The organism is Spiroplasma endosymbiont of Polydrusus formosus (assembly GCF_964263245.1).
Lineage (GTDB): Bacteria > Bacillota_I > Bacilli_A > Mycoplasmatales > Mycoplasmataceae > Spiroplasma.
In genome coordinates this window covers 961,934-981,012 of record NZ_OZ181656.1, presented here as the reverse complement: position 1 = coordinate 981,012, position 19,079 = coordinate 961,934, and the positions used below count along the sequence as shown (strand labels likewise).

The window sequence follows — 19,079 nt, the reverse complement described above, 5'->3', positions numbered from 1 at the left end:
CCTTAATTAAAAGAAAGTTAATTTTTAAAAAAATACAAAGAAAACCGGTAGCAATAAAACCTAACTTTTTTCATCCTTTCCTTTATTTAAAGCATTACAAAAAGTTGTAATTAACAATGTCCATTATATTGGCGCTGTGTAGATACAAACGGCAAATTTATATATTGTTAAATTATTCACCAAATAATACTTTTATTAAAAGGATTTATAAAAAATATCATTTATTTTGTGTAGGTAAAACAGTAAAAAATCTGTTTTTATGATAAAAGTTCTAAATTTAAAGATACTGCCCGATCAATAATGCAAATAAATTTATGTTTTTTAATATAAAAATAAAAAAAATAATCTCACAAAAATTGTTTTTTGGTTCATCGTACAGGACGCCTAATAAGTAATCCAAATGGAATTAATTCCATCACCACAAATCCGATTTTTGTAACTGCCTATGTTAAAAATTCATTATTTTCTATCATTCTTCTTTTCAATTTATTTTTTTCTTTTTTCTTATCTTGAATTTGTCTAACTTTTTGATAAATCAATAAACCAATTCAAGCAAAAATACCTAACAAAATAAAAATACTAAATATTTATGTTAATCATACTAGTGTGATATAATTCCTTTCAATAAATTAAAAAATTGAAATTTATAAACTCGCTCCTCTGTTATTGCTTTGTTCCATTTAAAAAAATATTAAATAAATTATCCGATAATAAATTACGCGGGATAATTTATTATTTACTTTTTAATTTAAATATCATTTTCAATCTTATTGACAATATTAATAATATTATCTTTGTTCATATTTTTTCACTAACAACCGCAAAATTAAATATTGCTTTGTTTGCATAAATTTCAACCCCTTATTTAAAATATTAATAAAATTTATTTTGTAAAAATGTAAATACCAAAAATACAAAATGTTTGTGGTTTCTTAAAAAGTAATTTTAAAATTACTTAATTTATTATTTACTCAACAGTTAAAATCTTAACCTTATATGGTTCTTGAATTCCTTTGATTTCAATTAAATCACCACCTTTTTTTCCAATAATTGCTTTTGCAATTGGTGATTCATTTGAAATTGTATTTTCAAAAGGATTCGCTTCAACCACCCCAACAATTTTAAGTTCATATTTTTTATTAATTAATAAATTAGTAAAAGTTACGGTACTTCCTAATTTAATAATTCCTGTTTTTGATTTAACTTCTTTAATTTCTTTTGCTTTTGTTAATAATGACTCAATTTCTTTAATTCGACCTTCAACTTCCGCTTGACGATTACGCGCTGCATCATAATCAGCATTTTCTGATAAATCTCCTTGGGCACGAGCTTCTTTTAATTCTTCAATAACTTCGGGACGGACAACATTAATTAAATTATCTAATTCTTCTTGTAGGTCTTTAATTCCCTCTTTAGTTAACAAAATTTCTTCATTCATTGTGTTTCTCTTCATTCTTCTCTGTTTTTAAATTACAACAATGATTATTATACCTTAAAAAAGATAATAATGTGATTTTTTTTATTTTTTTTCCAATAATGGTGCCTTAATTTTGGTTGCAATCATATCAATTACAATTTCATTTCCTTCGTAATATGGTAATATGGTACGAATGATATTCGTATATTTAATACTTGGCTCAATACAAAATATTCATAAATTAGTTTAACGGGTGTTAAATATTGTTGAATAATAATTTCCGCCGTACGTCCTTGTTCTGCTAAATCTCGCGTTAACTGATTAATAAAACAAATATAATTTTCTATTTTAATAAAAATTTTAATATCGTATAATTCCCGAATTTATTCTAATGTTAATCCTAAAATTCCATCAATAATAACAGCATCGCCACTTTTTATTTCGGTTGTTTTTGCTGAACGATTTTAGGTTGTAAAATCATAATTGGGTATTTGAATATTCAGGCGGTTTTTTAATAATTGTAAATGATTAACTAATAATTCTAAATCAAGGGCATCTGGATGAATAAAAATAATTTTTTTACGTTATGTTAATGTTAAATTAACTAATTTTTTATAATAAAAATCCATTTTTAAATAAACAATTTTTTTGCCCTGTAAAATTTCCGCAATTTTATTAGCTACAGTTGTTTTACCGCTGGCAGTTTCACCAGCAATTATCAATAATTGTACTTTTGTTTCTTCTTTTATTGTCATTTAATCAATCCCTCATTTATTATTGTTTTAATATATTATAAATAAAACAACTTAAATTTCATTAAATTGTTTTATTATTCGGCATCCTTGGATGGATTTTTATCCTCATCAAGGTTTTTGGTTTCAGTGCAACAATAAATTCTAATTCTTCTAACATATACCGAGTATTTTGATAATTAGGATTATTAATTGCTTGATATAAAACCTGATTACGTTTTAAATAACTTTTAATTTCTTGACTAATTTTTAGTGAAACATATTTTAAATCATCTGTTACCTCAAATTCAGCATATAATTTAACTTTTAGTGTTTGGCTATTTTTCGTTTGACGAAGATATCTAGCACGATAATACGTAAGGTATCAAATTGTGGAAAAACTAATTGAAAAGCCAATAAATAACAATTCAATAATAACCCAATAACTGCACTATCTAGTTCTGATCCAATTGTAACAACAATATTATTTCCTGAATTGTAAATATATTTAGGGTGTTTTATTAAATATTTTGCATTAAATTCAATGAATTTTTATAATTTAATGATTTTCTTGGCATTGAATTTGTTTTTAATGCTATTTTATTTAAGTCATCTTGAAAAAAATATTGATAAATCTATTCCTTTTGGTAAACTTCGTATCAAAATTCCATTATTATTTTCGTTTAATCCTCTTTGACCAATTTTTCGCATGGAATATTTTTCTTTATTATTGTTAATAATTTCTATTTTTTGCCAATTATCAGCGCCGCTTGCTTTAAAAGGTTGTTTTTCATTTATAATTATATTAATTATTTTCGCAAGGCAATCAAAGTTCATTTTTTCAACAGTGCGATTATCTTTTGCTTTAAAAAATCCAGAATTATGAAATTTTTCAATTAACTGATATATAGTTGATTTTGACACCTTATATTATTTAAAAATTTCAAGAATTGTTTTGCCATTTTGATAAAGTAAAACAATTTGTTTTTAAATTCATATATCGATGAATTTCTTCCCTATTTTTATATTCCTACTTTCTTAATAATTATATTTTATTTGAAAGTCCACATAAATATGGTCAAACTTATTGGAACCTATCCAACATTAAAAAAGAAAAGTAAGAAAATAAACAAGAAAAGAAACAAAATGGTTTATTTATTTTTTGATTTGATTTAATTTTGTATCTTATTATAAATTTTTAATTAATACTTATGTGTTTATTAGATACAGTTTCAATGATTGAATAATTAAAAGAAAAATATTCTGGTATAAATGGTTATATAATTTATGGTTTATGATTTGATATATTATGATATATTTTAATAATTTATTATTTTTATGGTTATTTATTTAACCAAATTATCAAATTAATAAAAGAAAATCGTAAAAATAAATTGGTAAAAAATAATGTGTAAGTTTTTAGTATTATTTTTCTTTGTACCAATATTATTGATTTATTTTTTATCATTATGTGCAATGATACTACAACAAAACAATCAATCACAAACAACAGAAAAAATAAGAAAAAAGTTAAGTGTAAAAACTGTTATTAATTAAATTAATTTTATTAATACAACGTTTTTACGCAGTAGTTTTTTTGAAAATTGATCATAAATAAATTACTTTATTAACTCTACTTTAAAAACATCAAAATCATTAACTTATAACAATAAATGATATTTAGATTTTTTAAAAGATAGTTATTCAATTGGTATTTCTTACGATAAGCTTAGTGATAAATTTGTGGATTTATATAAAAATTGAGATAATTATGTTAAACAATATAACATTAATAAATTTTATAATGTTGATAAAAAACAATTTTTAAAAAAAATTAACAAATTTTATTTATTTTTTTACAAATAAAAAAAATTAACAAATTTTATTTATTTTTTTACAAATAAAAAAAATTTAACTCAAATGTTAAATAAATTAAAAGCAAATATAACAGATTTACAAAAAGTTTATTTAATTGAAAAATAATTGAAAATTAATGAATAAAATTATTGATTTTTAATTACTATTTTTTGGTGGTTATTGTAGTTTTTTGGTTCATGTTTAGGTTATAGTTTATTACTTCCTTCGTTTTTATTGTTATTTTGTTTTTCACAACTAATTAATGTTGTTGTACTTGTTGCTGTTAATCCGATTACTCCTAAAATACTAAGTATCTTTTTCGTGTTTTTATTTCTTTATTTAAGATGTTATAATTATTATATATATAAGTTATAACATATTTTAATATTTCAAGAGGTAAAGTGTTAAAAAATATGAAAGATTAAATATTAATGAAATAGTAAATTTGGAAAAATTAAAAAATAATTAATTATTTAAAAAGAAAAATTGAACAATTAATATTTCGAAAAATTGTTAAGCAAACGGATAGAGATTATAGAACTATTTGATAACAATTAAATATTTTTGATAATATTAATGATTATAATGCTTGCAAAAGTACAAAAGATATATGATAAAAATAAAAACAGTGTCGTAAATATTAAATTTTAAATTCACAATAATTAAGTCATTTTTCTAATGAATATAATAATTTTGATCGTTCGCCACAAAATATTATTAATTCGTATGAATTACAATATAATTTATGTAAAATTTGGTGTATGTTTAAAACAATGTATAAATATATTAAATTAGGTTATTTTAATTTAAAAAAATAAATATTATATTTTAAAAATAAAAAAATAAAAACAAAAAAATGGAAAAAAAATGATAATCGTGGAAAATTATTTAATATTAGAGATTATAAGTAATTTTTAAATTATTATGGAGATAATTTAAGTTTTAATATAATTTGAGAAATGGATACTCTTGATTGTGGTGATTTTCATTTGTTAGTTTTAGTAAATTGTAAATCAAAAATATTTTTTATCATTTTTTATTTAATAAAAAGGCAATTATTGTATTAACAATTTTAATTAAAATGATTAATCAAATTGGTATTAGCAAATTTAGTTGTATTTTAACCTATAGGAAAATAATTTTATAGATTAAAAACAATAGAAAAACATTTTAAAATAAGAGTTTATTTTTACGATGCTGATATGCCTCGTCAGAAAGAATAAATAGAAATATAATAATATGTTGATTAGTTCAAAATGATCCATCAATTAATATTCATAGTAGATTAAAATCTATTTTAGATATATTAAATACTACAATTAGACCAGACCTTGCTTGGGAAATTTTACATTAAAATAAATATTAAAAACAATATTTTTAATTTAATATTTTTTGTTATTATTGTTTTTTATTTTTAATTTGTTATAACTTTATTAACTTTTTATGATTTAGTTTTACATTATAAAACCCATGTCATCAACTAAAATTCAAAAACACGACCATCGTATTTTTTGCATTATTAATAAAATGACAAAGAAAACCACCAACCCATAATGTTTTAGCAAAAAATAGTGTTTAAAAACCAATAATATCGCTTTCTACATCTTTAATATTAATAATTCCTTTTTTACCCGCGCGGATGCTTGTAACAAAGTTGAATACGGCTTTTCTTGTTGTGAAACAGTTATTGTTTTTAATTTATAAAAATAATTATGTAATTTTAACACCACAAAAATAAACTTAAACTTGGTAAATTTTTGACAATAATTTTTTGAACTTCTTCATAACTAGTTTACTCCGAAATATTAATTTTTTGATGATCTTTAAAAAGGATATTACAACAAATGGACTTGTCATATCAGTCGTAACATTATTAACATTTCCATACAACTTTAGTTGATAGCCTATATATTATCTAACACAATTAATTAACCATCTAAATGATCAAAAGTTCCTAACCCAAAATTATTAAAACAAGGTAATAATTTTGCAAAACTAACCACGACATCAAAATTACCTGCCGCTAAACTTGTTATTGTTGAAAAATGATAAACATTGCTAAATTTTTGAACTATAACTAATAAACTCCTTTTTCTAATAAACTTTGTCTTTGAATCGCTTATTAAGACTATTTAAACATAAAATTATAAATAAAAAACATTTCAAAAATGAAATGTTTTTTATCCCTTACCTTTACCTTTGCATCCAAATCATGATATTAATTCATCAAATGTAGCTTTAATTGCTTCATATCCTGGTTTTAATAATTTTCGTGGATCAAATCCTTTACCATTTTCTGGTTTGTCTTTTCCTTCCTTGATATATTTTCTAGTTGCAGAAACAAAAGCAATTTGTAATTCAGTATTAACATTTATTTTACTAACTCCTAAAGAAATCGCTTTTTTAACTTGCTCTTGTGGAATTCCACTACCACCATGTAAAACCATCCCAATTTTTGCCGCAGCTTGAATATCTTCTAATGCTTGGAAGTTTAAACCTGGTCATCCTTTTGGATATGGTCCATGAATATTACCAATTCCAACGGCAAGAAAATCAATTCCTGTTTTTACCATTTCCGCCGCTTCTTTTGGATCACCAATTTCCCCAGCACCAACAACACCATCATCTTCTTCCCCGCCAATAGTTCCGATTTCCGCTTCAATTGAAACAGCATTTAATTTTGCATACTCTACTACTTCTTTGGTGTTTTTTAGATTTTCAACAAACGGATGGTGGCTACCATCATACATTACTGATGAAAAACCAGCATTAATAGCTGTTTTACAACTCTCTACTGATTGCCCGTGGTCTAAATGTAAAGTTACTGGAACTGTAATGTTTAATGAATCTAATAAAGCATTAACCATAGCAACAACTAAATTATATCCTCCAATATATTTAATTTCTCTTTCTGAAGCCCCTAAAATAATTGGGGTTTTTGTTTCTTGTGCCGTTTCTAATAAAGATTTTGTTCATTCTAGATTATTAATATTAAAATGACCAACAGCGTATTTATTCTGGCGTGCTTTTTTAATTATTTCACTAGCATTAACTAATTTAGAATGATATTTTTGTCCCATAATTTCTTTTCCTTTCTAGTATAAAATGTTACATTAATATTATAAACTTTTTATTTTAAAAAATACGGTAAAAAAATAAATTTATGTTTTTTATTTTATAATTTATAATATACTAATAGTTAGCATGCACCGTTATTTGTCATTTTTATTTTTTAAAGAAAAATGACAAATAAATAAATTTATTGTAATAATTAATGTTACAATTAACTAAAATAAATAAAACAAAAAAATGACACCACCATCATTCTTCTATAAACTCATTAAGCAACTACAAACCACTTAAATAGTGCTAATATAATTTACTCCATTGGTTATTATTAATTTATAACATTTATATCATAATGTGTATAGATATAATAACAAAAACCACCCCACCTGTTTTTTTATTTATTAGAAATGATGCGAACTTATGCGAAGAGTCAGTTATGTTGATACAAACATTGATTATGAACCATGAACCAAATGAAAAATTGAAAAATACTGGTCGAATTGTATTAAAACAGTTAGAAAAACACTGAAAAAGTGGCTGATTTGAAAATATAACTAAAGATAAAAAAAGAATATAAACTATTGTCGAACAAACTGGCGTTATAAAATAAAAAATACGAATTTACTAAATTACACAATGAGTGAAAACGCAACTGGTTCGTCAATTTAGACAAAGAAAAACAACGATAATATAAAAAACACGTTGAAGAAATTAAAAAAATACATTATTTATTTAAATAAAGTAATTTTACACCAGTATTAGCGTCGAAAATATAAAAATTATATTTTTTTAATATATAGAAATTACAATTAATCGTCACAATGGGGGGTTAAAAAGAATAACACAATTAAATAATAAACAAAAAACAGCAACTTTATTATAAAAAAATAAATATGAATACATAATAAATTATTATTAAAAATTAATCGCAAATATTAAATCAATTAAATCCAAATAAGTATATTTCTAATATTTTCACTTCAAAGAAATGTGTTAATAAAAAATTTACTGAAAAAGTTACAAAATTCGTTTCGAAACTTGGTGTGTTTCAGTGCCAGATGATTTTTGTTTTTTAGATAAAAACAAACAAAATTATATAATTGCAATTAAATCTTATTTATATTATAATTATAATGTTTGGATTAGTAACCCTTTTTATGACACTTTTTATATGGACTGTTGTTTTCTAAATTCAACAGGTATTAAATAATTTAAACTACCATGAATTAAAATATTGTTATATCAATGCACAAAGTCAAATAATTTGTATTTTAATTGGGTTAAATTTATAAATTTTTGCCTCTTGACAAATTATTTTTTAAAACTTTTGTAAATTTTTTCAGCCCCAGCATTATCATAAGGATAGCGCCCTCCTTTATTGCTTAATGATTGTTTGGTGTTAAAAATATTTAAGGTATTATCAATTATTTTATTTTTAAATTCATTACTCCAGTTATTATGAAATAACGTAATTTGTTTTAATGGTCTTGTAATTTAATAAAAGGTTTTCTTGCACTAGTTGTACTATTTTATTTGTCTCGACACTATAGCCAATTATTTTAAAATTAAACAAATAAATTAATAAACAAAGATAATGTAAGACCGCACTCATTTTAGTAAGTACTGATAAAAAGTATTTACTATTTTTTAGTATATCTTTTTCTTTACGGTTTGAATATAAATTATTTCATTTTATAACATCTTTTATATATTCTTCGTGTTAATTATATATTTTATTATTGATTGTAGCTTTCTTAAATAATGAATTAAAACCTTATATAACAATATTATCTGCACATCAGTATTTTTTCCTTATTGAAATTATAATACCATTAGATAAACATTTATCGTGATAAATAGCGAATTTATATTGATATCCGTGATCTAAGGTGAATTATTATGCCATTCAGATCTTTTTTTATTAATTTTTTATTTTTTAATTGCATCATTTAAATTATCCATTACTAATTTATTGTTGTTATATTTAGATCACTTTACATCAACTATTTCTTTAGTATATTCATCAATAATTGTTGATTGATAATATCTTTCTTTTTTTAAATTAAATATGTTTGGATAGGTTACAATAAAATATTTTTAATAAATTGCAACCATTTTTTCAAAAAAAATAAATTTTTGTAATTTAATCTTATTTTAAATATATTTAGGACGCTTTATTAAATATTTTGTATTAAATACAATTAATTTTTACAATTAAAGAAATAAATAGGAGTAAATCCATTCGCTTTCACAATTTTTTAATTCTTCGTGCCATAGATGAGTTATCAATCTTTAAGCATTAAAATATTAATTTTGATAGTTGCATTATTGATCGAATAATACCTTTATTTGAAAAGAAATTTATAAAAATATCCTTTATTTTGTGTAGGTAAAACAGTAAAAAATCTGTTTTTATGATAAAAGTTCTAAATTTAAAGATAACATTCGATCAATAATGCAAATAAATTTATGTTTTTTAATATAAAAATAAAAAAAATAACCTAACAATAATTTATTTTTTTGCTGGTTCATCGTACATAACGTCTTTTTATTCAATTTACGATTTTTTTCCAAAACCCTTATTTTTTATGTAACCAATAATTTGTTAATTTTAACTTGCATTTTAAAACCAAACTTTATATTATTACTTTAACAACTTTAAAAAGCAATTTTGGATGTTACGGAAATTAGATGTTAATACCAGGCTGTCCTAGCAACAGTAAAGAGGATGAAAGATAAGATAGTTCTATTGAGAAATAATTTATTGAGAAGAATTAGTTAGTAAAGTGAAACAAAGACAGTAGAACGATATAAAAAACATTGATGATATGCCACACCTATAGTTATTATCTATGGTATTGGATAATTAATTATGATAATTAATTATTTATTAGTGAAAACTATTAAATAATAATTTGAAAAACGTCAAAAAGCGTTTTTAGTTGTTAATTTAAAGTAATAATACTATTTAAAGGAATTATTTAAAAGACAATAAAATAATAATAATTAATTAATAATTAAGTAAAATAAAATGTAATTTAAAATGCTAATAACATTTGAATATTTTATTGTTTTAAAGGTTATGTGTAGATACAAACGGCAAATTTATATATTGTTAAATTATTTACCAGATAATCCTTTTATTGAAATGATTTATAAAAAATATCGTTTATTTTGTGTAGGTAAAACAGTAAAAAATCTGTTTTTATGATAAAAATTTTTAATTTAAAGATACTGCCCGATCAATAATGCAAATAAATTTATGTTTTTTAATATAAAAATAAAAAAAAAAAAAATAACCTAATAATAATTTGGCTTTTTACCAGTTCATCGCACAGGATGCCCATCAAGATATGCTATATCAATTAACAAAAACATGTTGAGAAAAAACAACTTAAAGGTGGTTATATTGTTGTTGCAAAAAATGACAAAAACCATTAGACGCTATTATTATTGTAACAGGGACCCAGATTACTCCATCAATTGTCGATGCTAACACAATTAATAAAAACATTCGGTTGTATCAATGCTTTGTGTTGAATTATTTGAACAATAACCAAAGGATTATCAAGAAAAGATTATTCAAAAAAAAGTGACAAAAGTAATTGCAATGGAATTTTCAAATGATTATGTTTGATACAAATTTGCTGAAAAACTGGTTTAGTTGTTAGGGGTTGATAACTATGGTTTATCATGAAACACTGATGATGTCATCAATTATAAACTCTTAAATTAAACTTCAATTATTAATAGAATTACAACATATTTGGCAGAATAATGATTATATTAGAAAAAGTATTAACTTATAAAACTTTTTATGTAATTCGAAATTATATTTATGCTGTTGCGCAACAAATTTGTAAACAGTTAATTACCTTACAGGTAAAATGTTTATAATTAATTTTTATGATTCCTAATGTTAAATAATTAATTAAATTTTATTGATATAAATATCCAACAACATTAGTTGGGGCGGGAACAATTTTAACATTATGCCAAGCAATACAAGCTACGGAAGCCGGAGCGCAATTTTTAGTCGGGTCAGTTTTAATCAAGCAATTAGTGGTTGTTGTCATCAAAATAATTTATTATATATTCCATGAGCGATGACATTACAATAAGTTAACAATATTGTTAATACAAAATGGAAAATTATTAAAATTTTCCAACAACAGATTTAAATTAAATTTTATTAAAACAATTAAAATATTTTTTCCACAAAAGTTTATATGGCGTTGGGAGGAATTAATTTAACAAATTACGAAGAGGCAACAAGATTGTGATATGAGATTTAATCGCCGTTGGGGTTTTTATTACCAGATGTGTTAATAGTAAAGGTCTTGACTTGGAAAAACTTAAAAAATTTAAAACAATAATTAATCAATAAAGGAGAAAAATAATATGAAAGATAATAAAAAAGTAATTTATAATGCAGGTAGTATGTTTACTGAAGCCCAATGAAATACAAGAAAACGAGAAGGCGATTTATTACGCAAAATGTTTCCAGATTTTGTGATTGGTAATCCTGTTGATTTTGAAACAAATCAAACAGTTCGTCCAACAAATAAATCAATTTTTGAATTAGATTATGCAGGATTAACGGACGCTGATTATGTTATTCTTGAATTAGATGGATGAGATTCAGGAACACATATGGAATTTGGTTTAGTGGTTGAGCAAGCCTTGCATAATAAGAATAAATATTTATTCCCAGTGATTTCTGATTTTCGTTTACAACAAGGAATTTTAAAAGGAGAATGTCCTGGTTTTGGTTTAAATGAAATGATCACTGGTGCATTATATTTTGAACCATTAAATAGTGGTGATATTCCGCAAATTACGTTATGCGACTCACATAAGATGGCGCGTGAAGCAATTGGGGCAATTGAAATGGGAGAAATCGCTGATTATCGAAAAAAATATGATATTAAGGATATCTTTAAAGAAGATAAGTTATACAATGGTTTTGATTGTCAAAATTAAAATAATTATCCGAATTACGAAAAAGTTAACTGAAAAAGTTGACTTTTTTATAATTAAATTGTGTCAAAATTTAATATTTGAATATTTGATTACAGATTAACTAATGAAAAAACTGATTTATTTTGAAAGTAGCATACAAAATTTAAATGGAAATAAATTATATTGAAAATGGCCAAACAAATGTTTTTGAAAGGAAAAGACCGAATAATTTATGTCGGGCAGAATGTATTGCTTCAATTGTTATGTCGTAAATATGATTAAGGTTTTCTGCTATTTTTAGTTTAATATCATTAATTGCCACAACGACAATACTCTATGGAGTTGGGTTTGATATACTTTAGTGGTATATTTTTTTACTTAATTATTGTAGTTGTTGGAATAATTCCCATAATTATGTGTAGTTTTTGTTTTAAAAGGAAAAGTATAGTCACATATTGCGGCGGTTGTTATTGTTTTAATTTTTTCATTTATAATTGTTAGGATTTAAGATCGAATAAAAAATAAGGTTTTTAAAAAACTCGGAAATTGAATAAAAATAATAAACTAAACCATTTACTAAAAGGGTTCATTTAATTGAAAAATCAAAATTATTAATTGATTAAGAGAAAGGATATTATCTTAAATTATTAAAATAGAAACTTTTTATTGCAACTTTTTGTTATCTTATTTAAGTTGTATTATACATTTATTAAATATCTTAAAAATCTTTACAAAAAGTACCTGTTTTTTCTCCAATTTTAAAGTGAAGTTTTGTTATTTCTTTGTTTTAGTTAATTAATTTGCTAATAAATAAAAAAACTTAATATTAAGGAAGGGAGATGATGGTAGGAAGTGGTAAGCAACATGAAATTTGTGATATTGATAATCACTATAAATTAATATTTTTAAAGCAATATCATTCATTATCGAAGAATTTTTATCAAATAAAGTTTTATTAACTTGTGAAAAACATAAATATTTATTAAATCGTACAAAAGATAAAAAACAAAAGCTATTTTATCAGAAACTAGAAAATTCAAAAATTATCTTTGATTGAGAAACTGGTTTTTTAAAACTTTGATTTTATAAAACAACTTAATGCAAGTGTGGAACGGTTATTTTAAATAATTAAGTACTTCCATAAGAACATGAGTTTAAACTCATTACCACAGCCAGCCGAGGCAAGTACTGAAATAGTGTATGAGGAAATATGTAAATCGACGCAAGTTATATTTAAACTAAGCGATAGTCGTGCTAAGTGCAAGGTCAACATCAAACGACAATAAATATTGAGATGGACACTTTATAAATAAATTTGCGATAGATATTACTTCTTAGAAGTGGCAGCGGTTTTAAAAACCACAAAAATAGCACCAATCTCTTTAAGGTGTAAGTAAATTTATTTTAAAAACTGAACGTTTTGACCTAAAATGGTGTGGATAAAGAGAGATAATTATTTGGCTTTACCTTATAAAAACAACTGTCGATTATTAAATAATATATCGCCACCGCTCACCTCCAGTGAAGCGGGTGGTGTAGTAAATAAATAGATAAATATTTATATAACTAATTATCGTTTTGGCACTTTCACTTGGGAGTGAGTGCCAACGAATTAAAAATAGGAGGAAATATAATGACAGAATATAAAGGTTTGTATATTAATAAAACTTGAAATGAAATAACAACATCATTTGATTGAGTTAATTGTCAACCTGTTAATTGTCGTATTTCACATCATAAAAATCATTATGATTTGCAATGTTTAGAATGTGCAAAAATGTATTTAAATTTATTTGAAGATAAATGAGATGTTATTAATTCATATATGCAACATTATAAAATTAATGATATTTTATATTTAGCATCAAATGGTTGAAAAATATTATAAATTGAGAAAAAATAAACCAAATAAATTAATATAAGTAATTATGAAAAAGTTAAATAAAAAAATTGAAAGTAAATTATAATAACTAAGGCTACGTGTTTATCTAATTTCGACAGATAAAATAACCCAGGAACATTGAGTATTAAGTAGAAAGAATTAGGAGTAATAAAAAATGTCATATTATATTAGTAATTACTTAAATGAAAAATAAATTAATAATAAAGCATTAAAAATTAGTAATAAAGATATTATTTATACACAAATTGATAATTATTATGATATGAGTTGAGAATTAAATTTATATCTTAAATTTGGTAATTAAGAACAACGTGTGGTAATATTTCATTGCCAACAAATTTTAACTTAAATTTAAAATGATATGAAATTGATAGGGTTAAATGTTTAATAATTAACTATTTATAATATGAATAAACAGATTATGGGGTGATAAATTATTAACAATATATGAAAAGACAAAAATGGTTCTGTTTATATAGAAGATGATTTATTTAATATGACGTTATAAGAATGTCATTTATAAGATAGTGATTATGAGTATATTGATAATTTAATTATGGATATTAATTTGGAGGAAATAAGTAATGAAAAAATAAGAAAAAGAAAAATTTATAAAATCATGTGATTGTGAAGAATATTTTAAAAAAATAAATGTTTTTGTACTTATTGTTGACTTATAAATGATGAATTAGATCTCACTAAGGGTATTAAAGAATATAAAAGAGAGATTTTAAATAATAACAAAAATAGTTAAATTAATAAATATAAAAATAACGAATAAGTTAAATGAAATTTTTTCAGCATAAATTATTACCAAAAATATGATTTACGATTTGTTTAATTTAAAAGAAAAGGAATGAATAGGTTACAATAATTGTAAAATTTAAAATAATATAAAATTTATAATAATTAAATTATATGTTATATAAATAAAAGAAAAAATATTTAATTTTTTAAAATTTATAAAATTAAAAATAATATAAATTTTACAATAATTATAAATTGTGTGTTTAAGTTATTATTTTTAATATAACAATAAAAATTATTTGATATATATATATATATATCTTCTTTATAAGAAGACCTTTCATTTTTCGTTACAGATGATTATTTTATAACAAAATAAAATAACCTTTATTTATAAGGATTATTAAAGATAAAAAAGTTAAATAATTGAACACACATTATGAATAGTTTTATATTCAAAATTAAAACGCCACTAAAAACAGTAAGTATACTCGTTTTATTACTATGTTTTTATAATATTGTTCAGTTCATATCTATTTTTATCCTTTTCGTTTGGCTTCTTCTTCGGCTTCATCTTTTTTTATTTGGGCGATGTCTTTTGCGGTTTTTTCTGCAAACGTTTTCGCTTTTTTCTTGCGGATTTGTTCGCAAATAAATGATATAATTACAAATTTTTTCAATAATCACCCGAGAAATAGTAGTCCTGATAAAGAACCAACAAAAACTCCAACAATTGCTCATCCCGTTAATAATTTTTTGTCATTATTTGATGAGTTGCTGTTTTCAATTTGTAGGGTGAAAACATATGATTTAATATCGTTGTATTTAACAATAATTTTGACTTTGTTATTTAGTTTAAACTCATTTTGGTTTAGTTCAAATCTCACCTTGTTTACATCATAATTGCTAGTATTTAGCCCATCAATGATGATACTACTTGGAATTTGGGTTTTTAATTGTTCAATAACTTGTGTTTTTATCAATGGTTCTTTGAAAGTAAGTTTACCATTTGCTTTAAACCACTCGACAATTGCGTTAGCAAATTGACTATCGCTCGCTTGTTTAATTCATGATTTGCTTTCTTCAAATAATTTGTTTAGCTGTATAGCGCTATACCCCCGAATGCCATCGTGTCCATTTGCTTTGGCTCACATTTCAAATTGTTTGCCATTATCTGTATCAAAATATTTTGTTATTTCTTGTTTTGATGCAATTTGTAAATAAACATTGTTAGTGTGACCTAAGTTGTCAGATAATTCAACAACATATTTACCATTGCTTGTTGTTAACTGTGAATCATCTAGCACAATTCCATTTGTTTGGTCAATCGTGTATAGTTGTGATATTTTATTTCATTGTTCATCACAACCATAAATCACTCCAGTTATGACACTACCTGCATTTGGTTTTTTCATTGTTATTTTACTTTCACTATTTGCATAGTAGAATGTATTAGCTTGGTTTGTGATATTACTTGTATCAATTTGTCCAACGTAATCAATATCAACTTGTGTTGCTGGTGATGTTGGTTTTAAATCAATTTTTAAATCAACCACGTTTGCAGGAACTACATTGTATTTAACAACAATGGAACCTTGATAACTTTTGCTATTTTTTTTGGCAGTTAAAGTTGCTGAATGTATATCTTTTTTTTCAATTGTAATTTGAGAAAAATCAATAATGCGATAATTTTTTTGTGTAATTGCTGAGATGATATTTTCATTGTTATTATCTAAAATATTTCCTAAGTTATTATTGCTACCAAATTTAATCACATCACTTAAATTTTCTTGTTTGCTTGGTGTTGGCGGATCAATTTTGGCCTGCATAGAGACAATGATTTTACTAGTGTATTGTTTACCAGCTAAAGTAAAAAATACTTGTAAATTATGGTCTTTTTTGCTAGTTTCAGGTTTAACATTGATAGTTCATTTTTTGGCTGTTTGTGGTTGTAAGATATTATCAAATAAAACTTTATCAATGTTGTTGTTATTAATATCAATATTTAATTCTCCATCAACAGTAAGTAGGTTATTTCGTGTTCAAGTTTGTGTTTTACTATTATCAACCAAAATAAAATGACTTTGTTCTTTTGTTCATGACAAAGAAGTTTGCAATGTATAAACACCATTTTCTGTTCCAAAATATAAATCACCATTTGAACTTAATGTGGCAGATAAAATATAATTATTAATACCTTTTATTTGTTTTCGTGTTGATGAACCTTTTTTCATAACAAATAAATCGTTGTTTATACTAAAATAAATATCATCTTTAACACTAAAAGTTATATTTCTAATATTTCCTTTTACTTCAATTTTAATTGGAGAAGTTGTCCCATGTTTTAAAATATAGGCATATTTTTTTCCTCCAATAATTAAATCATTGCTTTTATTTACAGAAATACTATTAATTTGTTCAATAAAGTTAACATTTAAAAGATTTGCTTTTGTATCACTACTATTTAAATAATAAATATTAAAATTTGAAGCAATATAAATAACATTATTTATATAATTAATTACTATTGATGAAATATATTCATTTATACCATTTATTTTAATTGGGGTGTCTGAATTAACGGTTAATTTATAAACAGTTTTGCCTGCCCCAAAATAAACATTATTATTGTTATCAACTGCAACAGAAACGACATTACCATTAATACCATTTATTTTAGTTGGCTTTGTTTCACTTTGCTTTAAAGAAAAAGCTCCGTTTTTTGTTCCAAAATAAATATTACCCAAATTATCAACTGCAACAGATTTTGCATTTTTGCCTATATTTTTATAAAAATTAGCGAGTGGTAGATAGTCATTGTTTGAGTTAGTCATTACTTTTACAATATCATGTTTTGTACTAACTAGTGTTATATCGGCAAGCAACGGAGCGGGAGCGCTCGTTGCTAACATTGATATAGTTAATAAACTAAGTAATTTTTTCATTTTTTTCATTTCCTTTATGTAAATAAAAAAAGACAATAAAAGAGTTCACCAATTTTAGTAAGTACTAATAAAAAGTATTTACTATTTTTTAGTATATCTTTTTCTTTACGGTTTGAATACCATGTATTTCATTTTATAACATCTTTTATATATTATTCGTGTGAATTATATATTTTATTATTTATTGTAGCTTTTTTAAGTAATTAATGAAAACTTTCTATAACAATATTATCTTCATAGTGGTAATTTCCCCCTATTGAAATAATAATACCGTTAGATAAACATTTATCGTGATAAATAGCGAATTTATATTGATATCCGTGATCTGAGGTGAATTATTATGCCATTCAGATCTTTTTTTTATTAATTTTATTTTTTAATTGCATCATTTAAATTATCCATTACTAATTTATTGTCATTATATTTAGATCACTTTACATAAACTATTTCTTTAGTATATTCATCAATAATTGTTGATTGATAATATTTTTCTCTTTTTCAAATTAAATATGCTACATCAGTATATAGTACTAAAAACCTTGTTTTTATATCATTGAATTTACAATTAATTAAATCAGGATATTGCAATAAAATTTTTTATTTATTTATTATGTTTATACTCCATTTTTCTTCTCATTTTTCTTACATATTCAGGTTGTATTTGATTATTACACATAATCCTTAAAAATTTTTTTAAATTATATTTTATATCATAATCTTCATTTAAATATTTAGTAATTATTCGGTATCCAAATTGTTTTAAATTTTCTTCATAGACTTTTACAATATCATTTATTGCTTTTTTATTTTTTTTATTTTTTTTATTTTTTTTTGCTACTGTCATAATTTTTATATTTACCTTAATAACTAAGTTTTAAACCTGTTATTTCTAGCAATAATTTTATTGAATATTAACGACAATTTTGTTTAATAAAAGAGACGATTATTAGTTTGTTTAATTGTAAAAGTCATGGAGCTTTTTTAGTAACTCATATCTTGTTTTATAATATTAAAAATCTATTTTGGTAAAAGATATTTTAGATCATTTATGGTTGTTTAATTTCCCTTTTTTATGATTTGCTCATCAATATTTTATTATATTTGTATTTAGATTATATTTTTTTGCTGCTATTCAACAACTTTTTTGTTTAATTTCATTAATTATTTTTGTTATAAATTATGATGTATATTTGTTATATTTTTGTTATTTTATTGTCATATAAATGCCTCCATATAAAAATTTAGCAAAATCTTTTTTTATTTTACTTAATTTTTTGGGTGCAGTCTATATCACATCGCTGATATTCCCATAGTTAATTACAATTTAAAAACCAAATAAATATAATCATAATTAATTATTTTTAAGTTGGGTTTTTGATATAATTTTATATGGAAACACAAGTAATTTTGACTTCACTGTGTTTTCATTTTTTTATTTAATTACAAAA

Annotated in this window: 18 protein-coding genes and 1 pseudogene; 5 read left to right on the top strand and 14 right to left on the bottom strand. The window is 23.0% G+C overall.

All coding sequences use genetic code 4. The features are described 5' to 3' along the window. Window positions 1–443: 443 nt before the first annotated feature. From ACE38S_RS05115 to ACE38S_RS05090, 6 genes are all read right to left on the bottom strand, one after another. Complete coding sequence (locus ACE38S_RS05115) at window positions 444–539, bottom strand: hypothetical protein (RefSeq protein WP_374697151.1); 96 nt, start codon at window positions 537–539, stop codon at window positions 444–446. 428 nt (window positions 540–967) lie between these two features. Further along, on the bottom strand, window positions 968–1,438 hold the full coding sequence (gene greA / locus ACE38S_RS05110) for a transcription elongation factor GreA (protein ID WP_374696674.1): 471 nt from the start codon (window positions 1,436–1,438) through the stop codon (window positions 968–970). Between the two features lie 131 nt (window positions 1,439–1,569). Beyond that, window positions 1,570–1,743 (bottom strand): hypothetical protein, encoded by a 174-nt coding sequence (locus ACE38S_RS05105; protein WP_374697150.1) that lies wholly within the window; start codon window positions 1,741–1,743, stop codon window positions 1,570–1,572. Between the two features lie 258 nt (window positions 1,744–2,001). Then, complete coding sequence (locus tag ACE38S_RS05100) at window positions 2,002–2,172, bottom strand: hypothetical protein (RefSeq protein ID WP_374696673.1); 171 nt, start codon at window positions 2,170–2,172, stop codon at window positions 2,002–2,004. 61 nt (window positions 2,173–2,233) lie between these two features. After that, entirely contained in the window at window positions 2,234–2,575 is a 342-nt protein-coding gene (locus tag ACE38S_RS05095; RefSeq protein ID WP_374696672.1) for a hypothetical protein, read from the bottom strand. 173 nt (window positions 2,576–2,748) lie between these two features. Then, entirely contained in the window at window positions 2,749–3,072 is a 324-nt protein-coding gene (locus ACE38S_RS05090) for a hypothetical protein (RefSeq protein ID WP_374696671.1), read from the bottom strand. A 690-nt stretch (window positions 3,073–3,762) separates the two neighbouring features. Here ACE38S_RS05090 and ACE38S_RS05085 point away from each other — a divergent pair. After that, on the top strand, window positions 3,763–4,014 hold the full coding sequence (locus ACE38S_RS05085) for a spiroplasma phage ORF1-like family protein (protein WP_374697149.1): 252 nt from the start codon (window positions 3,763–3,765) through the stop codon (window positions 4,012–4,014). 197 nt (window positions 4,015–4,211) lie between these two features. Here the strand turns inward: ACE38S_RS05085 and ACE38S_RS05080 are convergent, their stop codons facing one another. The 3 genes from ACE38S_RS05080 to fba form a co-directional block, all read right to left on the bottom strand. Then, the gene (locus ACE38S_RS05080) at window positions 4,212–4,319 is read right to left on the bottom strand and encodes a lipoprotein (protein ID WP_374697148.1); all 108 of its coding nucleotides are present in this window, start codon (window positions 4,317–4,319) and stop codon (window positions 4,212–4,214) included. Between the two features lie 1,284 nt (window positions 4,320–5,603). Then, the gene (locus ACE38S_RS05075) at window positions 5,604–5,732 is read right to left on the bottom strand and encodes a hypothetical protein (RefSeq protein WP_374696670.1); all 129 of its coding nucleotides are present in this window, start codon (window positions 5,730–5,732) and stop codon (window positions 5,604–5,606) included. Between the two features lie 453 nt (window positions 5,733–6,185). After that, complete coding sequence (gene fba / locus ACE38S_RS05070) at window positions 6,186–7,085, bottom strand: class II fructose-1,6-bisphosphate aldolase (RefSeq protein ID WP_374696669.1); 900 nt, start codon at window positions 7,083–7,085, stop codon at window positions 6,186–6,188. 341 nt (window positions 7,086–7,426) lie between these two features. On the opposite strand from fba, the gene ACE38S_RS05065 reads away from it, so the two are divergent. Next, window positions 7,427–7,651 carry a hypothetical protein gene (locus ACE38S_RS05065; protein ID WP_374696668.1) on the top strand — a complete coding sequence of 75 codons (225 nt, stop codon included), beginning with the start codon at window positions 7,427–7,429 and terminating at the stop codon, window positions 7,649–7,651. Window positions 7,652–8,241: 590 nt separating this feature from the next. Here ACE38S_RS05065 and ACE38S_RS05060 read toward each other — a convergent pair. After that, window positions 8,242–8,370, bottom strand: a pseudogene (locus tag ACE38S_RS05060) (IS3 family transposase); the annotation flags it as partial. A gap of 160 nt (window positions 8,371–8,530) precedes the next feature. Next, window positions 8,531–8,686, bottom strand: coding sequence for a hypothetical protein (locus tag ACE38S_RS05055; protein WP_374696667.1), 156 nt, complete (start codon window positions 8,684–8,686; stop codon window positions 8,531–8,533). Window positions 8,687–11,066: 2,380 nt separating this feature from the next. Here ACE38S_RS05055 and ACE38S_RS05050 point away from each other — a divergent pair. From ACE38S_RS05050 to ACE38S_RS05040, 3 genes are all read left to right on the top strand, one after another. After that, entirely contained in the window at window positions 11,067–11,195 is a 129-nt protein-coding gene (locus ACE38S_RS05050; protein ID WP_374696666.1) for a hypothetical protein, read from the top strand. A gap of 280 nt (window positions 11,196–11,475) precedes the next feature. Then, window positions 11,476–12,057: a nucleoside 2-deoxyribosyltransferase gene (locus ACE38S_RS05045; protein ID WP_374696665.1), complete on the top strand. Its 582-nt coding sequence runs from the start codon at window positions 11,476–11,478 to the stop codon at window positions 12,055–12,057. A gap of 1,612 nt (window positions 12,058–13,669) precedes the next feature. Next, a complete protein-coding gene (locus ACE38S_RS05040; RefSeq protein WP_374696664.1) occupies window positions 13,670–13,924 on the top strand; it encodes a hypothetical protein in 255 nt (84 codons plus the stop codon). A gap of 1,301 nt (window positions 13,925–15,225) precedes the next feature. On the opposite strand, the gene ACE38S_RS05035 is transcribed toward ACE38S_RS05040, so the two are convergent. From ACE38S_RS05035 to ACE38S_RS05025, 3 genes are all read right to left on the bottom strand, one after another. Beyond that, window positions 15,226–17,631, bottom strand: coding sequence for a hypothetical protein (locus ACE38S_RS05035; RefSeq protein ID WP_374696663.1), 2,406 nt, complete (start codon window positions 17,629–17,631; stop codon window positions 15,226–15,228). A 369-nt stretch (window positions 17,632–18,000) separates the two neighbouring features. Continuing rightward, window positions 18,001–18,219, bottom strand: coding sequence for a hypothetical protein (locus ACE38S_RS05030; RefSeq protein ID WP_374696662.1), 219 nt, complete (start codon window positions 18,217–18,219; stop codon window positions 18,001–18,003). A gap of 13 nt (window positions 18,220–18,232) precedes the next feature. Next, a complete protein-coding gene (locus tag ACE38S_RS05025; protein WP_374696661.1) occupies window positions 18,233–18,475 on the bottom strand; it encodes a transposase in 243 nt (80 codons plus the stop codon). Window positions 18,476–19,079: the final 604 nt, after the last annotated feature.